This window comes from Natrinema gari JCM 14663 (assembly GCF_000337175.1).
In the GTDB taxonomy this organism is placed as follows: domain Archaea; phylum Halobacteriota; class Halobacteria; order Halobacteriales; family Natrialbaceae; genus Natrinema; species Natrinema gari.
On sequence record NZ_AOIJ01000021.1, the window covers coordinates 38,502 to 54,171 of the forward strand.

Annotated in this window: 24 protein-coding genes; 19 read left to right on the forward strand and 5 right to left on the reverse strand. The window is 58.7% G+C overall.

The window, feature by feature from the left end; genetic code table 11:
• Nucleotides 1-98 precede the first annotated feature (98 nt).
• From C486_RS00605 to C486_RS00630, 6 genes are all read left to right on the forward strand, one after another.
• Nucleotides 99-974 (forward strand): biosurfactant protein 1, encoded by an 876-nt coding sequence (locus C486_RS00605; protein ID WP_008451815.1) that lies wholly within the window; start codon nt 99-101, stop codon nt 972-974.
• 135 nt (nt 975-1,109) lie between these two features.
• Nucleotides 1,110-1,298 carry a hypothetical protein gene (locus C486_RS00610; protein ID WP_008451816.1) on the forward strand — a complete coding sequence of 63 codons (189 nt, stop codon included), beginning with the start codon at nt 1,110-1,112 and terminating at the stop codon, nt 1,296-1,298.
• Between the two features lie 93 nt (nt 1,299-1,391).
• Nucleotides 1,392-1,772, forward strand: a complete 381-nt coding sequence (locus C486_RS00615; RefSeq protein WP_008451818.1) for a hypothetical protein — start codon at nt 1,392-1,394, stop codon at nt 1,770-1,772.
• 87 nt (nt 1,773-1,859) lie between these two features.
• Nucleotides 1,860-2,297: a hypothetical protein gene (locus tag C486_RS00620; RefSeq protein WP_008451820.1), complete on the forward strand. Its 438-nt coding sequence runs from the start codon at nt 1,860-1,862 to the stop codon at nt 2,295-2,297.
• Between the two features lie 199 nt (nt 2,298-2,496).
• Nucleotides 2,497-2,988 (forward strand): hypothetical protein, encoded by a 492-nt coding sequence (locus C486_RS00625; protein WP_008451825.1) that lies wholly within the window; start codon nt 2,497-2,499, stop codon nt 2,986-2,988.
• 3 nt (nt 2,989-2,991) lie between these two features.
• Nucleotides 2,992-3,357, forward strand: a complete 366-nt coding sequence (locus C486_RS00630; RefSeq protein ID WP_008451827.1) for a DUF7568 family protein — start codon at nt 2,992-2,994, stop codon at nt 3,355-3,357.
• A gap of 38 nt (nt 3,358-3,395) precedes the next feature.
• On the opposite strand, the gene C486_RS00635 is transcribed toward C486_RS00630, so the two are convergent.
• Both C486_RS00635 and C486_RS22545 read right to left on the reverse strand, forming a co-directional pair.
• The gene (locus tag C486_RS00635; protein WP_008451829.1) at nt 3,396-3,821 is read right to left on the reverse strand and encodes a hypothetical protein; all 426 of its coding nucleotides are present in this window, start codon (nt 3,819-3,821) and stop codon (nt 3,396-3,398) included.
• Between the two features lie 41 nt (nt 3,822-3,862).
• A complete protein-coding gene (locus tag C486_RS22545; protein ID WP_275039785.1) occupies nt 3,863-3,985 on the reverse strand; it encodes a hypothetical protein in 123 nt (40 codons plus the stop codon).
• 341 nt (nt 3,986-4,326) lie between these two features.
• Here C486_RS22545 and C486_RS00640 point away from each other — a divergent pair, with 341 nt between their 5' ends.
• The 13 genes from C486_RS00640 to C486_RS00700 all read left to right on the forward strand — a co-directional run bounded on the left by C486_RS00640 (nt 4,327) and on the right by C486_RS00700 (nt 11,616).
• On the forward strand, nt 4,327-4,722 hold the full coding sequence (locus tag C486_RS00640) for a DUF7567 family protein (protein WP_008451835.1): 396 nt from the start codon (nt 4,327-4,329) through the stop codon (nt 4,720-4,722).
• 80 nt (nt 4,723-4,802) lie between these two features.
• Complete coding sequence (locus C486_RS00645; protein WP_008451840.1) at nt 4,803-5,204, forward strand: DUF6166 domain-containing protein; 402 nt, start codon at nt 4,803-4,805, stop codon at nt 5,202-5,204.
• A 23-nt stretch (nt 5,205-5,227) separates the two neighbouring features.
• Nucleotides 5,228-5,506: a DUF7389 domain-containing protein gene (locus C486_RS00650; RefSeq protein WP_008451842.1), complete on the forward strand. Its 279-nt coding sequence runs from the start codon at nt 5,228-5,230 to the stop codon at nt 5,504-5,506.
• A 48-nt stretch (nt 5,507-5,554) separates the two neighbouring features.
• On the forward strand, nt 5,555-5,776 hold the full coding sequence (locus tag C486_RS00655) for a hypothetical protein (RefSeq protein WP_008451844.1): 222 nt from the start codon (nt 5,555-5,557) through the stop codon (nt 5,774-5,776).
• A 54-nt stretch (nt 5,777-5,830) separates the two neighbouring features.
• Complete coding sequence (locus C486_RS00660) at nt 5,831-6,130, forward strand: hypothetical protein (RefSeq protein WP_008451846.1); 300 nt, start codon at nt 5,831-5,833, stop codon at nt 6,128-6,130.
• A gap of 2 nt (nt 6,131-6,132) precedes the next feature.
• The gene (locus C486_RS00665) at nt 6,133-6,498 is read left to right on the forward strand and encodes a DUF7568 family protein (protein ID WP_008451849.1); all 366 of its coding nucleotides are present in this window, start codon (nt 6,133-6,135) and stop codon (nt 6,496-6,498) included.
• 160 nt (nt 6,499-6,658) lie between these two features.
• On the forward strand, nt 6,659-7,078 hold the full coding sequence (locus C486_RS00670) for a hypothetical protein (protein ID WP_008451855.1): 420 nt from the start codon (nt 6,659-6,661) through the stop codon (nt 7,076-7,078).
• Nucleotides 7,079-7,088: 10 nt separating this feature from the next.
• A complete protein-coding gene (locus C486_RS00675; RefSeq protein ID WP_008451857.1) occupies nt 7,089-7,355 on the forward strand; it encodes a hypothetical protein in 267 nt (88 codons plus the stop codon).
• 181 nt (nt 7,356-7,536) lie between these two features.
• Complete coding sequence (locus tag C486_RS00680) at nt 7,537-8,541, forward strand: DUF6610 family protein (protein WP_008451859.1); 1,005 nt, start codon at nt 7,537-7,539, stop codon at nt 8,539-8,541.
• 77 nt (nt 8,542-8,618) lie between these two features.
• Nucleotides 8,619-8,966: a hypothetical protein gene (locus C486_RS00685; protein ID WP_008451862.1), complete on the forward strand. Its 348-nt coding sequence runs from the start codon at nt 8,619-8,621 to the stop codon at nt 8,964-8,966.
• Between the two features lie 405 nt (nt 8,967-9,371).
• The gene (locus C486_RS00690; protein WP_008451867.1) at nt 9,372-10,298 is read left to right on the forward strand and encodes an ArdC-like ssDNA-binding domain-containing protein; all 927 of its coding nucleotides are present in this window, start codon (nt 9,372-9,374) and stop codon (nt 10,296-10,298) included.
• 112 nt (nt 10,299-10,410) lie between these two features.
• On the forward strand, nt 10,411-11,235 hold the full coding sequence (locus C486_RS00695; protein WP_008451868.1) for a hypothetical protein: 825 nt from the start codon (nt 10,411-10,413) through the stop codon (nt 11,233-11,235).
• A gap of 57 nt (nt 11,236-11,292) precedes the next feature.
• Nucleotides 11,293-11,616 (forward strand): hypothetical protein, encoded by a 324-nt coding sequence (locus tag C486_RS00700; RefSeq protein ID WP_008451870.1) that lies wholly within the window; start codon nt 11,293-11,295, stop codon nt 11,614-11,616.
• A gap of 131 nt (nt 11,617-11,747) precedes the next feature.
• On the opposite strand, the gene C486_RS00705 is transcribed toward C486_RS00700, so the two are convergent.
• The 3 genes from C486_RS00705 to C486_RS00715 form a co-directional block, all read right to left on the reverse strand.
• Nucleotides 11,748-13,142 (reverse strand): Cdc6/Cdc18 family protein, encoded by a 1,395-nt coding sequence (locus C486_RS00705; RefSeq protein WP_008451872.1) that lies wholly within the window; start codon nt 13,140-13,142, stop codon nt 11,748-11,750.
• 700 nt (nt 13,143-13,842) lie between these two features.
• Nucleotides 13,843-14,313 carry a DNA polymerase I gene (locus C486_RS22085; RefSeq protein WP_008451874.1) on the reverse strand — a complete coding sequence of 157 codons (471 nt, stop codon included), beginning with the start codon at nt 14,311-14,313 and terminating at the stop codon, nt 13,843-13,845.
• A 42-nt stretch (nt 14,314-14,355) separates the two neighbouring features.
• Nucleotides 14,356-15,393 (reverse strand): Cdc6/Cdc18 family protein, encoded by a 1,038-nt coding sequence (locus C486_RS00715; protein ID WP_008451878.1) that lies wholly within the window; start codon nt 15,391-15,393, stop codon nt 14,356-14,358.
• Nucleotides 15,394-15,670 lie beyond the last annotated feature (277 nt).

A 15,670-nucleotide genomic window follows, 5' to 3' on the forward strand; every position in this document is an offset into this window, starting at 1 on the left:
CCTACGCTGTTGATTTTCGGCTGTCTATCTATAGGCTGATTGATGTGCGAGCTACTGTTTAAACCGGAAGACGAAGCATGCTACTGCCAGACCACTCTATGACCGACCAGTACGACGACTACGAGGCCCTCCGGCCGCTCGGCGAAGCGACCCACGTTCCCGACGACCAACTCGCCAGTAGTAGCAAGCCCCGGCGGCAGCGATCTGGTGGCGTCGACGCGAGCTATCCGGACGACCCGATAGCGGCTGCCCCCGAGTGCGAGTCCTGTGGAGCATCGATCCCCGGCGGCCAGTCGAAGTGCCGGTTCTGTCTCACCAACAATCTCAGTGACGACGTCACCGGGACGGATGAGTCGATGGAGACGACGCTTCTCGGCATCATCCATCTGGTCGTCGAGTCGACCACGTTCTACGGCGCCGTCGCGAAAGGCGGCGCCGCAGCGAACCTCCTCACCGCCAACGAGGCGGAGCCTGCCGTCGACGATTACACCCTGGTCTACGATCTCGACGAGCCGCCTGCGCGCCAACTGGCCGACCGATGGCCCTCGATCCCCGCTGCGGTACAGCGTGACTCAGCGAAGGGTGAGCAGCTGCTCGCAGCTGCCCGTGACCGGACAGGGTGGCACGGGCAGGAAGCGGTCGAGCACCAGCAGCAAGCACCGACACGGCTCTACGACCAGCGAGGGAACGGCATCCGTGACGAGGCGAGCCTCAGAGAAATCGTCGACGACGCCGACGACGAGCTGTGGCTGGTCCCAGCGATCGCCCTCACCGCGACAACAGGCAAGCGTGACTCGGACAGCCGACCGTCGTCGATTCCGACGACGGCCCGTCTCGACTGTCAGGACTGTGGGAGAGCGACCGATCATCAGTTCGAGACCCACGAATCGATCCCTGACGAGACGTGGACGGGACAGCCGATCTGGGAGTGCCGGGTGTGTGGAACGGCTCGCTACGGCCCCGCCCCCGAGTAGCGCAGCAACCAGACGAGTTAACCAACACAGACCGGGCGTCTTCGAGGTTTGTTGGTTAACGGATGCCCGCCGTCGAGACCGGCGAGAGTGGCAGCGTGGCGTCTATCTGCGCCGACGAGCGGTGAGGCGCTTCCGATGGAGCAAGAGTTCAAACAGGGCTACCGGATGCATTGCGTGCTCAGCAACCTCAATCGATTGGATATCGACCGACTGGACGATGCAGATCAGGAACGAGTCGAGACAGCGAGAGCCCTCCTAGAGGAGGGGAGTCTCCTCACTCGACCAGACGACGGTGACGGGGCAGACGCCCGAGCAGACTCCTAACCGACGTCTCCGTCCCCGGTCACAGGGGGTACTCCTGAACGTGTTTTTTCGCCCCCGAAAGGGGGTGCGGGGGCTACCCCGTGAGGTCCAGACATGGCGACACTACAAGCGGCGACAACGTCGACCGGCGCGATCGTATCGGATCCGCAGGCAGTTCGTGAGCTCTGCGAGACCTACTGCTTCGGGACGCTCAACTGGGAGGTCACCGAAGAGGGCGATCTCACCATCTGGGGACACGACGACTTCGAGATGTACGAGGCCAGGGAGAACGGTCTCCCGGACTACGAGGGCGGAATCGTGACCTACGAGTTCCTACAGGCACTAGCCGACTACCTCGAAGCTGACGAGGAACTCGATATTCAGACGGCTGGGTTCACGAAGTGCCGGTTCCCGGTCCTGGCGAAACGGTACGTCGTTCGCGACGGTGAGGTCCTTCACGCGGACCTCAGTTCCCTCGAGCCGATCGACGGGTAGCTGCTGGCCAGCCTCCGCCTGTGTCCAGGAGGGTTTATCGGGGGCCGAAGGGCTGCGCCCCCCCTCGCGGGGGCCGGTCGTAAAACCATGTCCGAACAATCTACCGACGACCCGTTCGAGGACTGTGAGCTAAGCCCCGAGGCGATCCTCGGGACCCAAATCTACGAAGACGTCCTGTTCACCGACGACACAGAGACACCCGTGAACGTCCTGACCGGTGAGACGCCCAAGCATTCGCAGGCCACCGTTGACGAAGCTCGAGCCTTCGCATCGAGTATCGACAACGACACGCCGCAGATCGCCTTGCCGGCATCGGTCGAAACACAGATCGAGACCGCGAGCAAACCGTACACGGCAGCGGCGTTCTTCCACTTCAAGGCGACGGGGTCACTCCAACGCCACCGGGCCTACCACGCCGCCGACGAATCGGATGCGTTCGTGGTTGCGTTCGAGGCGGACTACGCAACCGGGGACCTGACGATCACCGTCGAGGAGGTGAGTGAATCGGAGCGAGACGACGGCTAACGAGTGCTGCTTCCGGCGGCGTTTATCGAGCGCCGGCGATGGGTGCCGGCGCACCCAGGAGNGAGTGAATCGGAGCGAGACGACGGCTAACGAGTGCTGCTTCCGGCGGCGTTTATCGAGCGCCGGCGATGGGTGCCGGCGCACCCAGGAGAGAGGTAGCGGACAGTCAGGGGGCGTCGGCAGTTCGAGGTGACAACCGATGCACATGGTCATTTACACGCTCGTAGAGGCATCGACAGAAGACGACGCACTCGCCACCGGAAAGACGGTGTTCGATCGACTCGTCGGCACCGTGCCACACGCCGGCGCCGTCTTCGACTACTACGTGACCTTCGACGATGACGAGTCGTCGGTCGCCGGCTCGGCCCGCTGGGGTGACCTGCCGGTCGCGGCACCTGTGGACTCCGATGACGGCGAGGAGTTGCTCGAACGCGGGTGGGTGGCCACTGAAGACGAGTTCCAGCGGAATCTCGACCGCGTGAAGGAGGCGCTCGACGAACTCAGCGACGAAGAGATCATGCGTGACGAGGATCTCGCCCGGCACGCCTTCCACCAGGTCGGCGCGTACGACGGCCCTTCCGTGTTCCTGTACGACGAACACGGGAGCGGCATTCGGCATCGCGACCAGCTGGACCGAATCCTCAACGAGCGTGAAGAGCTCTGGATCGTGCCCGCCGACGTCCATTTCTAACAGATGCCTCGAATCACAAACTGGCAGCGCGAGAGCCGCACGCCCACACTCGAGTATCGAAACACCGAGACCGGCGCTCGGGCCGTCCTGCATCGAGCACCGGACTCCTATCGCTACAAATGGCGTGGAGCGATTCTCGTCGACGGCTACCCAGTATGGTCGCGAGGGTACGAGACGAAGGACGCAAAAGCGTTCAGGAACGTTCTCCGCGACCAACCTGCTCCCGAGATGAGTTGTCCGGAGTGTCTGGACGGCGACGTGGTCGTCGGTGGTAAATCGGCTGACGGTGCGAAGGTCCAGCGCTGGTTCGAGTGTCGAAACTGTGGGTACGAAGCGTCCTCAAAGATCGTGTACGGCGCCGAGCGCTGACGGACATACCCGTCTTTACCGTGATGTCTCTGTGGTAGCTAAATATCGGTTTCGTCGAGAACTTTTCTCTCAGGATTGTTCCGCTGGTCATCCAGCCAAGTGTCGATATCTGAAGGAGATTTACTGTCAAGTGTTCTGGTTAATGACTTCGCACGAGAATTGAATCCCGACTGCTGGAGATTGAACTTGTCCTCGTTCTTCTTTTTGAACGTTACCAGCACAAGCGCGATGTCGTGTTCGTCACCGGCAAAGTACCCAGAGAACGCTCTCGCACCGCTACCATTTCTAGGTGACCATTTGAACTGCCACAGATCACTCTGGAGCGGTTTTGCAAAAGCGGCCTCGGGACGCCAGGCATCAAGAAAATCCGTGATTTGGTTTTCCAGCCGTGTCGCCATATGATTCCCCATCGCATCAAGATTCGCTAGAGCTGGCTCAAAGAACACGACATATCGTCGGCCCATCTATACGAACAGCAAGCAAACAGGAGTAATAAAAGCGAGTGTTAGAATTCGGCCTCGAATTCGTCTTCGTCAGGCAGCATCTCAAGTGCCTCCTCAGCAGATACAGCTTCAGGAGACTCCTTACCGTCTTCGTCTCCTGCTTCTCCGGCCGTGGGAGCGGACATACAAAACCATACACAGTGTAGTCTGATAAACCTTTGCTGGCAGTACAGCACCAACCAACATCCCTCACGACGAAATTCCTGAAAAGTACGCGCATCCACTCATAGTGATTACTGCGAGTCTTTACCGCCGCGATGATCCGCATCCATGATTGGAACCGCTGAACCGTCGTCTTTCGACACCTTCGATGAAACTATTCGCAGTAATCACTATCAGACCAACGCCCAGTACAACACAGTCGTGATAGTTTGCAATTGAGAGAGGGATCTATTTTCAGCGGCACCGGTAGCGTTTATTTCTGGGCCGGGATGGGTGGCCCGTCTCAATCGGGCCAGATCCACAGATGAGTCTAGAAGTCATCGACCGCCACAGCGAAGCACTGTTCGAGTACCTCTGGTGTCCCGTCTGTGGGCACGAGGTATTCAGCCACATCCCCTTCGAGGGCGTGTTCTGCAAGCACTGTAACACGCAGGTCGAACTCCAAGAGTCCCGAGAGACACGCGGCTACGAGGAGGCCGTCCTCGCCTGCTTCGACACCCACTCAACGTGGAACCTCCACGTCGACGAGAAATTGCGTCGCGACCTGCCCGACGGGTCGGCGCGGGTGAAGATCCTCGGCGCACCGGGCGCCTACGACATCGACTGGTGGAGTCCAAAACCCGGCGACGATTGGGAGCCGGTCGAACGAGGCGAGTTCGACGACATCGACGAACCGGCAGAGATCTCCCACCTCGCGTAGGGAGAACGCAGTCACCGTGGCTGTTTCTCGCCCCCTGAGGGGTGCGGGGGTGCTCGAACGAGCATCGCCCGAACAAACCGATGAGTAGAACCAACGACACACACTCGATCGAACAGATACGCCCACCGAGCAACCGCGATGTCGTCTATCTCGGGTATCGACGTCGAGGAGACGCCATCGTGGGGAAACGCCCCGGCCAAGAACGACTCACGCCGGAACGGAGTCTCGAGCTGGTGAATCACAGTCCCTCGGGCTTCGAATGGGGATATGGTGGCAGCGGCCCGGCGCAACTCGCGCTCGCGCTTCTCCTCGACTACACCGACGACGCAGCGTTCGCCCTCGACCATTACCAAGAGCTCAAAACCGAGGTTGTGAGCCAACTGGACTGCGCTGGGGCTGAGGGACGCTGGCGACTTACTGCCAGCGAGATCGACGCAGTCCTTCACGAAACGCCTGACGAGGCGGTCGCACCGACCATCTAAGCACCAATCATCGAGAGCAATCCATGTCAGAACACACCCAGCCATCTCGTGCGGATGTCGAATCGGCCGAATCCAGTGAGCAGCCGACACGAACGGAGTACATCGAGCGCAGTGACGTCGGCGTCTCCCTCACCGTGAAACTCAAACGGGGAACCGATACCCGTGACCAGGACGAGGTGATCGCGAAGGCGAAAGGCAAGACGCTCGAAGACGCCCGCGAGGACATGGAAATCCTCCGGGAGTACATCCACGACCTCGCCGAGGACGCCCGTCAGATCCAACCCGAGGAAGCAGACGAGTAGCGGGCGCGCTGTTTTTCGTCGCCTCAGTAGTGGTGGAGGCGATTATCAGTGAACAATCCTGACGTTCAATCGACTGACGCAAGCGAACTGTCGCCGGAACAACGCCTCGAACCACCGAACACGCGACTCATTACCGCCGGCATCGTGACGATTTCTGATATGGAGACGCTGCGAGCCTGCGTCGCCTACGAGAACGCGAACCAGCAGCGCGTCCAGATCCTCCGCCGGCTCGAAAATCGGGCCAGCGAAATCCGCTCACAGAACGACTGACGCGACAGCTGGGGGCTGTTTATCGGAGCCTCGGTGGGTGGAGGCTCGATTCAAATGAGCGATCGACCTGAGATCGAAATTCAGCGACAGACCGCATTCGGTGACGATGGCCAACTCGAAGTGACTGAGACGAACGTCGAAACCTCACTCGAGGACTTCGGTGCCGACGTGGATCATCGTGACCGTGATTCGCGGCTTGATCGACCGGAAGCGAGTGAGTTCGGCGTCGACGACCGACCCGAAGTCGAGGACTCAGGCAAGGGGGATCAGGCCAGTCTCTTCGCTGATACCGCCGAGGACCAGCAGACGCTCGCCGGCGACGACGCAGCTGATCGCTGTCTCTTTGAGGAGTAATCATGACACGACTCACAAATTGGACGCGAGAGAGCCGTACACCGACCCTGGCGTACCGACATACAGAGACCAACGCTCGAGCGGTACTACACCGAGCGCCGGAGTCGTACGTCCACAAATGGCGGGCTGCAATCCTCGTCGAGGGCTATCCGGTGTGGTCGCGCGGCTTCGCGACGAAGGAAGGCTCATCGCTTCGGGACGAACTCGAAAAACGCCCCCAGCCGGAGCTCCGCTGTCCAGAGTGCCCGAACGACGAGGTCGTCGTCGGCCAGAAGAGTGCTGACGGAGCGAAGATCCAACGGTCGTTCGAGTGCCGGGAGTGCGGCTACGAAAGCCGCTCAGCAATCATCTACGGTTCTGAGCGGTGAACGGACAAACGGAGCCTGCACGTGCTTGCTAGTGTGGATTCCCGCTAGAATACTCCGGCGATGAGCGAGTCTTCAGCCACCACTAGCGAATCACGAAGTAGTTTTTGAGCGCCCGAAAAGGGCGCGGGCGCAGACATCTGTGCCCGTAGAGGAGACCAGAATGAACGATACAAATCAGACGACACCGTCCCGACTGACGATCACCGTCGACGGCGCCGATCTTCCCATCAACGAAGACGGACGCCATGCGCTCCTCGACGATCTCAAGACAGCGGTCCGTGACCAGCTCGAGGAACGCCACGGCGTTGAGACCGACCAAGACGACATTACGGTCGCGACGGGCTACCGCTACGCGCAGGTGCCGGCAGACTGTCCGCGCTGTCACGAGCGTCTCGACCTCCTGAGCGTCCATCTCGACGAGGAGAACGGCGCGTACGCAAGTGCGACGTGTTCCAGCGAGGACTGTGACTGGAGCGGTGACGCCGTCTACCGAATCGTCGACCTCGAGGGCAGCGAGACCGATGCCATCGAGAGTAGCGTCCTGACCGGCGATATCGCGCCGACCTATTCCCCGTACTGAGGTAAGATCAATGACCGACACACCGACATTCACGCGTATCGAGCCGAATTGTCCCCGCGACGACTGTGACTCCCAGCTGGGAATCGGCAACCCCGTGTACGCTGGCGAGCAGACCGACATCGCCTATGCCGACGTCTGGTGTCTCGATGACGAGTGTTCGTTCACCGCCTGCGGGCAGTTCGCTCTCGTCGATCTACTCACTAGCGACGGAGATACCCAGACAAGTCTCGTCCACGCAGGACAGATCGAGCCACGAGCGGCACGATACCACCGCTGAGGTAGCGGTGAACGCGGTCGAAACGTTCTGAGCGACACGATTGTACTGCCCTGATCTGATTAACCAACAATAGTGGTGTAGCTGTCTCTATTGTTGGTTAATTGTGCCGCTGTCAGAGGTTTATCGCGCCCCGAGAGCGGGCGCGGGGCGAGAGATTCCGCGTGCTCCGGGGTGATTCGATATGGCGTTCACAGCGAGTACGACCTCCAGCAGCATCGCTACCGAGATTACGGCCGCTCGGCAGGCTGACCGAGTGGCGTTCCTCCATCGAGCGCCGTTTGCTCTCGATGCGTACCGACTCGGCTTTCTTACGGGCTTTCGCGAGGACTGTAGCTACCAACAACAACAGTATACGAATCTGGAGATCCCGGTCGGAATGCTCGACAACGATTTCCGAAATCCCGATCTGGAGCGATTTGTCGAACGCTTTTTCGGGTACGAACCACGGGTCGGCGTGATCGGCGACGCCTACGACGTCGACAAAGTCGACGACTACGTTGCTGCTGCTCGCGAGATACAGGGCAGTTTCCCAGATGCGGACCTCGTCATCGTCCCGAAGTGCCGAGAGGTGATCGACGCGATTCCCGACGACCTCGTCCTGGGCTATTCGCGGGGGTACGCCGACCGGTTGGCGCACGAGTTCTCCGAGCCGAGCGATTGGCGAGGGCGTCGCGTCCATATTCTCGGCGGCAGTCCACCCAAACAGCTCGACGTCATCCAGCAATTGACCCGACCGACGCTCACGGACGAGCCACCGGCCGACATCGTCGGTCTCGACTGGAACGGGCTGCATCGCGGTGCACAATTTGGCGAGTTCTGGACGGCCGACGGCTGGGACGACAGCGGTCGCGACGCCGACCACGTCACCGTTCGGAAGACCGTTCGCCACAGTCTCGCCCGCGTCCGTGAGTTCTGGCAGTCCTATGGTGTCTGGCCCGACTCGACACCCCAGGACGGGGGGTTACACATCGAGTACGGGGGGCCGACCCCAGCCGATCTCGAGCAGGCCGCTTGCACTGAATGCGGGGCGAACGTTTGGACGAATCGACGCAGTCCATTCGTCGCCGAGTACGACACGGGTGAGATCTGTGGGTACTGCAGCTACGACTGCTACTTCACCCATCGCGATCGAAATAACCTCGAGGAGATCGCCGGCGAGCAGAGCGTTTACCTCCCACCTGCGTGACGCCCCGATCGGTTTGTCACGCCCTCCAGAGAGGGCGAGGGCTCGATTCAGACAGTCCTCCGAGAAGGTGATTTTCCGTGAGTCAACGACAGCGTCAGACCGACGTCTCGATCGACGACATTCCAGTCGACGTATCGAACACTCAATCAAGTGAGGTCGATCCTGCCGAGGTGCCCGAAGAGATCGAATCGATCACGCGTGGGCTCGCCGGCGAGCAGCCACCGACGAATCCGCTCGTCGTCCTGAAAGCGGCTCGCTGGTGGTACATCCACGGCGAGGGCGGGACCGATCCCGCGTTCCAGTGGGCCATCGAATGGGTGCGACACCTCGCGACCGACGCGCCGAGTGACGTCAACCAGTTCGACGCGTTCCTCGAATACCTCGTCACGGTCGGCTTCGCTGACGAAACAGAATCGCTTCGGTAAGCGGTTCCCATTCACACTGTGGGGTACCCGGCCGGACAATAGTCAATAGAAGCGGTTCCGACAACGAGTGATGCAGACGGAACGAGGTTCACTTAGAGCTGGTAGCAGGCGACGTCCTCTCCACCACAGGTCGGACACGTTTCGGCGTCCTCGGAGAGCGTAGTTCCGCAGTGCCGGCACTCGTACAGGGTTGACGGGCTGGACGCGCGAGTGCCAACGACCCCGCGAAGCGCCTTGACGAGACCCATCTATTTGTCGGTAGTGACGCACGCGGTGTTAAATTCCATCCCTCGATAGCAACCCCGTTGTAAACCCCGCAGCCGCGCCGTCGTTTGTTGTGCGCCCCCGAGGGGTGCGGCGCGTCCTGAACTGATGCAGTCGCCGTACACCGAATTCCTGCAAATCATGGCTACGACCAGTGACACGTCGGCCTCTTTCGAAGAGACCGACACACGGAACGACGAGATGCACAGCACCATCGAAGCCTGGATCGACGACCTCGTCACAGACGTCGACGAGGCGAAAGCCAGCGTGGAGTTCCAGGAGTGGCTGGATGTCCAGTCCCAATTCCACGACTACTCCCATCGCAACACGCTGCTGATCAAGCTCCAGTGTCCCGAGGCGACGACGGTCGCGGGCTACAACACTTGGCGGAACGAGTTCGACCGGCACGTCCAGGAGGGCGAACAGGCGATCTGGATCTGGGCACCGATCATCACCAAGCAGTGCCCGGAATGTGAGAATTCGCCCAGCTACCACGAACAAAGCGACTGTGAGTACGACGAGACACCGCCTGACGAGTGGTCCAAGGGCCTTGTCGGCTTCAAACCGACAGCTGTCTTCGACGTGTCCCAGACCGAGGGCGAACCACTACCCGAATTGGAGACCGAGGCGACTGGTGACGCTGACGACCTGGTGCCAGCGCTCCTCGATGCGGCGGCTGCGCTCGATGTCGACGTGCGTGTCGTCGACGCTGCCGAGTGGGACCAGGGCGACGCGATGGGCGTCTGCAAACACCGAGCGCACGAGAACCAGCCCGTCATCGAAGCGAAAGCGCGCCCGAATCAAGCCGATCTCGCCGTGACGTTGATTCACGAGTACGCTCACGCATTGCTCCATGTCGATGTCGACGACGATACCGAGCGAGCGAAACGTGAGGTCGAGGCCGAAGCCGTCGCCTACATCGTCGGGCGGTACTGTGGGCTCGACACCAGCGGATCGGCGTTCTACCTCGCCGCGTGGCAGGATGACGATACGGCGGGTATCCAGGAGCGTCTCGGACGGATCAGTTCGACCGCACAGGAGATCATCAGCACGGTTGAAGAGAGCTGAACACGCGATTCCCCCTCATTAACCAACAATCGAACGGGGAGACGGTGTGGCGTTGGTTAATGTTTATCAGCGCCCGCCGAGGGGCGGAGGCGCAGTTCAGTCTCCACGAACCATGAGTGACCCGTATCTATCCGCTGTCCTCGAGGAAGCGGAACGAGTTGCAGAACAGCACGACGAAATAGCCCGGTCGACGGACCATCCAGCGCACGAGTATCTGCGGTACGCCGTCCTTCGGCTGCTCGAAGGCGAAGCTGACGAGACGACTGCGGACGTGCCCGAGATCGGCGGCGTGACCGTCGGGTATGGAGCGGATGACGCGATGTTCGACAGCTGGGGTGACGACGTCGAGTGGTGGGATATCGTCCCACCGCGAGAGGAGTGTACCCGTTTCCGGATCTTCTACCCTGATGAGTACGAAATCGTCCCGCGCGTAATCGTCGACGTGATGGCTGCGCTCGGCTCGTGGCGCGTGTGGGCTGGGAACGCTGCAGCCTGTGGCTCCTACGATCATCGCGAGCGCCGCGAAGTTCACTACCTTTGGCCAGACGGCCATCCGGTCCAGGAACTGCTCCACGAGCGGCTTACTGGCCCTGTTGAAGGCATCGCCCCGGACGGTGGCCGGACGGGCGACGTCCGCGACCGGCTGGTCGTCGACGCCTGCGTCGGCCAGGACGACCTCGAGCCACGGACGAAGCGTGCCGTCGACGAAGCGATGGACATCTCGCTCCTCTCGAAAGGTGGTCGTTACGATGTGCAGTCCACGTCAGGGAACCGGTACGAAGTCGACGTCGTTGACGAGTCGTGTACCTGCCCTGACTGGCAGCAGCGAGCGCCCGAGGGCGGATGCAAACACCTCCGCCGTGTGGACCACGAAATCAAACAAGGACGGGTCCCCCGCCCGGATGGTCGACTCCCAACCGGGTCGAACCAGACGTGATTAACCAACAGAACTATGGATTGATCGGTTCTGTTGGTTAATACAAGACGACAACCGATGCCCTACGAGCCACCGACCCCACCGGCAGGACTTCCAGCCAAATTAGTCGACACCCTCAACGAATCACCGCCGGAACAGCTTCGGGACGTAGCCCGCTACGCTGAGGGGCTAGCCGAACACAGAGAACGGGAGGCTCGTCTTGAGAAGGAATCGGGCGAGGACGATATCGAAGAACGTCCCGATAATCTTCCAGACGACGTCCCCACGAAGGCGACGATCACAATCAAGGAAATCAACGACAACCGGTACTACTACTGGCAATGGCGGGATGGCGATAAAGTGCGCTCAAAGTATAAGGAGCCGGTCAATCCAGACGATTAGGAAGTCTAGTCTTCTTGCAACCACCCCCCTGATTCGGAATGAGCTTGTTCATCTTCCAGAAGATTCCACACCCCTGGTTCGGAATGAGCTTCAGTAGTAGGATTCCAAGTAGCGCGAATGCTTGGACTTGATTATCCCTCGTAGGATCCGTTGTGGAGTTCCGAAAGCCGTTCGTCGCTCTCGACTACTGCTTTCATCACTACGTCTTTGTCCTTAATGAGCTGATGTTCCAGATAGACACCCTGCTTGTGTCCACCCCCAATTTGGTGTGACTCAGAAATTCCCATTAGCGCAAGCGTACTAAGGATCTGGCTCACTCGATCATACGAGAGAGAATCAGCTCCGACGTCACCGCAGGTTGTCTCGTATTGGCTGTAGATATCAGAGGTACGGAAGCGGCGGTTGTCCGAGCCAGTCAAGCGACCGAGAGTGTAGAGGACAAGTTTAGACTGCGGTGAGGTACTCTCAATCGTCTCCTTGACTCGATTAATCTCTGCACGCTTGACTGCTTTATCGACGTGATCTGTACTAACGACCTCCGCGCCGTCATCATCTGCAATGTCACCCGCAATCCGCAGGACATCGACTGCTTTTCTTGCATCACCATGTTCATCTGCCGATCGGTCGGCAGTCTCAGTTAGGACGCCATCTTGTACGACACCGTCCTGGAACGCATCTCGTCGATACTCCAGAATCTGCTCGATTTGATCGCTTTGGTATGGTTCAAAGACGAAGTCAGTCGTCCGCATCGAACTCTGAACGCGTGCATTAAGTTTCTGTCCGAAGTCGATGTCGTTGCTGATAGCGATGATCCCGATATAGGCATCAGTATGTCCGGCTTCTCGAGCTCGGGAGAGTTCATGGAGGAGTCCCTCGGCGTCATCAACCATATCGATTTCATCAAGGATGACGATGAGCCCATCGTAGTACTCGTCGATGATGTCGTAGGCGTAATCGTAATATTCAGCGGATCCCAACCCAACGCGAGGAATTTCGATGCCCGAATCGGATTTGTCGCTTAGGGCGCGAGCGATTGTTCGCGCAACTCGAGTTTCGGTATTATTCTTCTTACACTCAACGTAGATGCTTGCAGCGGGGACGTTCCGGGCGGTGGCAGTATCAACGAGACGGTCAGATACGTGCCGGCTGACAAGTGATTTGCCAGTTCCAGTTTCGCCATAAATGACGACGTGATTCGGTTGGGATTCGTGTACGAGGTGACGGATTTCTCCAGCAACCGAGTTGATTTCCGCGTCTCGACCGACGATGCGGTCCGGACCGGGAACAGTTCCAATTGAGAGTAGATCGCGATCTGCCCAGATTTGATTTGAAGAACCGTCTTCGTCGCCCTCCCGGACGAACAATGGGTCATTTGCTGGATCGCTCGGCTCCTGTCGTTGGATTTCCTCCGTCGTAGAGGCATTTTCAGAGGCCGTGGTGTCCATCCTGGTTGTATCGAACTCATCCAGCTGTTGCTCCGTGGTCGGTGTGTCACCCCCTGTGTCTCGTCCCTCGTTGTCCGTCATAGATTCATCCTCGAAAGGCACCTACTTAGTCGTTACCCCCTGATTCGGAATGAGATTCGTGCGTTTTGAGTGCTGAGAATCGGATAATCGATGGATGGTCCGCCATATTTGGAGATACCCGGTTCAGAATGAGTTGTTGTTCGAATTCATAGCTTGCGGTAACCGCACCCCCCTGATTCGGAGTGAGTCGTTTACCGAACTGCTCGCCAATCGAACTGCTCGCCAATAGTTCTCGATCTCATCAAGATAGTATAGATAGTAGTTCGAAGGACACACCCCCCTGATTCGGAATGAGATGCCGCCTAATGGACTGTATGGAGGCGGTCCTCCAGTAATCAGCTAGGTAGTTCCTAACTAGAATAAATCGTCTTCCTCAAACCGCAAGACAGTACAGACTTCTGAATTCACTGTTCTAGAATCACTATGATTTATCACCTAGTAACTCCAAAAGCTCATTAAGTCAAATACGGAAATAGTTAGAAGTATTCGTGAATACGCCTAACACTGGAAGTGTAGCTATTCTATCTCCCGAAATCTCCCGATAAATTGGATGTCAAGAAAGTATCCTCGACGAATTCAACATTACGACCCTCCCTACAGGTGGAGACACAGCTTCAAATCAGGTGGTATAGTTGGTATAATCTCATTCCGAACGAGGGGGGTGTGTGCCCCCAGCTCGTCTCTTGTTGTAGCTGTCTGGTCAGAACGAGGTAATCTTCGTCGGTCGTGTATCTGCCAACTGTTGCCGAATATCCGACCGATCCCATCCCAGAGGCGAGATGATACTCTCGACAGCTCGCACTAGTTCCGTCTCATAGTCCGATGGATGATACTGTCCCGCATCCTCGTGAGCAAGGGCGACACGATCTCGTGATGATCTCTTGTCGTTGACTACCACGTACTCGATGTCTTGTCCGGGATGCTCACGCTCGGTCTTGGTCGCGAGCATGTTCACGATTGACTGAAAGTCGTCGTTGTCAGCAAGCTCGTTGAGTGTAGCACGTATCTCGTCGACGCTAAGTTCTCGGACATTTTCCGGCTGGTCTGACTCTTCACCGACCGGAACAACGCGGTAAGACGTATCTCCAATGATGACTACCGCCCCTTCCAGATTGAGAACCAGACATTTCCCGATAGGACTCAGAGAGGCTGTCTCTGCGTCTATTGCCAACGATAAGTCGAGATCAGCAACAATACACGACCTATCAGTTCCTTAATCACCCTGCTCAGCGAGTGTGGGAGATGGTTGGTCGATGGCTGTGTATTCCCGATCTCGGCTGGATCCGTCTGCTTCGAGGAGGTTGTATTGAGTCATCTTTGACAGATAAGCCCGAACGGTTCGCTTGGTCCGTGGATCAGCGACCTCCTCGGTATAGCGCTCGTGGATCTCGCTCGGCCCGACCGGGCCATGCTCGCGAACGATGTCGTAAACGACGCACTGGTGTGGAGTGAGCGAGTCGAGGCTCTTCTGCTTGATTTGGGCGCGGGCATCCTCGGCGGCATCTAGAAGGATGTCGTCAGTAATTCGCTCGCAGTTCTCGCGATCTGCCTTGCCGGCGGCCGTTCGGAGGATGCCGATGGCGAGGCGGGCGTCGCCGGCAGCCGCGTCGGCGATGCGATAGAGCTGGTTGTCGGTGATGACGTCCTCGTCGAGGCCCCATTTCGCGCGGGCACTCAGGATGTCGAAGAGTTGCTCGTCGTGGTACTTGTCCATCCGGACGTGTTCGCTGGAGCGCAGGCGGCTCACGAGGCGGTCGTCGACGCGGCTGAACAGCTCCTCTTCCTTGTTCGCGATACAGATAATGGCGAACTGTTGGAGGCTGTGGAGGTCGTAAATGACGCTTGGGTCTTCGAGTTGGTCGACTTCGTCGAGGATGACGACGGTTCGAGGCCCGTCGTGCTGCTGGAGACGGTCGACGAGTTCGTCGTGGGGTGTCGACTGGCGGTGGATGTCGATGGTCGCACCGAAATCGTCGAGGATTTGATAGAGGGTTCGGAATCGAGTATAGTTGCGCCAGCAGTTGACGTAGGTGGTCTCGACGTCGAGGACCTCTTCCCGGAGCCGTTCGGTGACAAATTGCGAGATGCACGTTTTCCCAGTCCTGCTGGGTCCGGTAACGATAGCCGTGTCGGCGGGCTCCCCGTTCGTGATTGGTTCGAGGACGCTGGAAAGGTGGTTGACTTCGGCGTCGCGATGCTCGACTTCGCGAGGAACGAACCCGGCCCGGAGGACGCGAGCATCGCGGATCATCTTTGCGTGATTGACTGGTTTTCCATCAAATTATAAAAACGTAACCGGGTTGTTTCCGGAAACTGATTCTCACGCTTCCGTGATTGGCTTCCTCACGTTGTGTATGTCCCTTTTTCACCCTATAACAGAGATCTGTTTCCGGATCTTTCCGGAAATTCGAGGTTTCCAGAATCTGCGACATCTGCGCTTCGATCAGAAGAGATGGCTACATGACGCGTTCGCGTTTCGGGAAACGTCCTCGGAAAATCTGTATTATGGTGGTAGATCCAGGCATGGG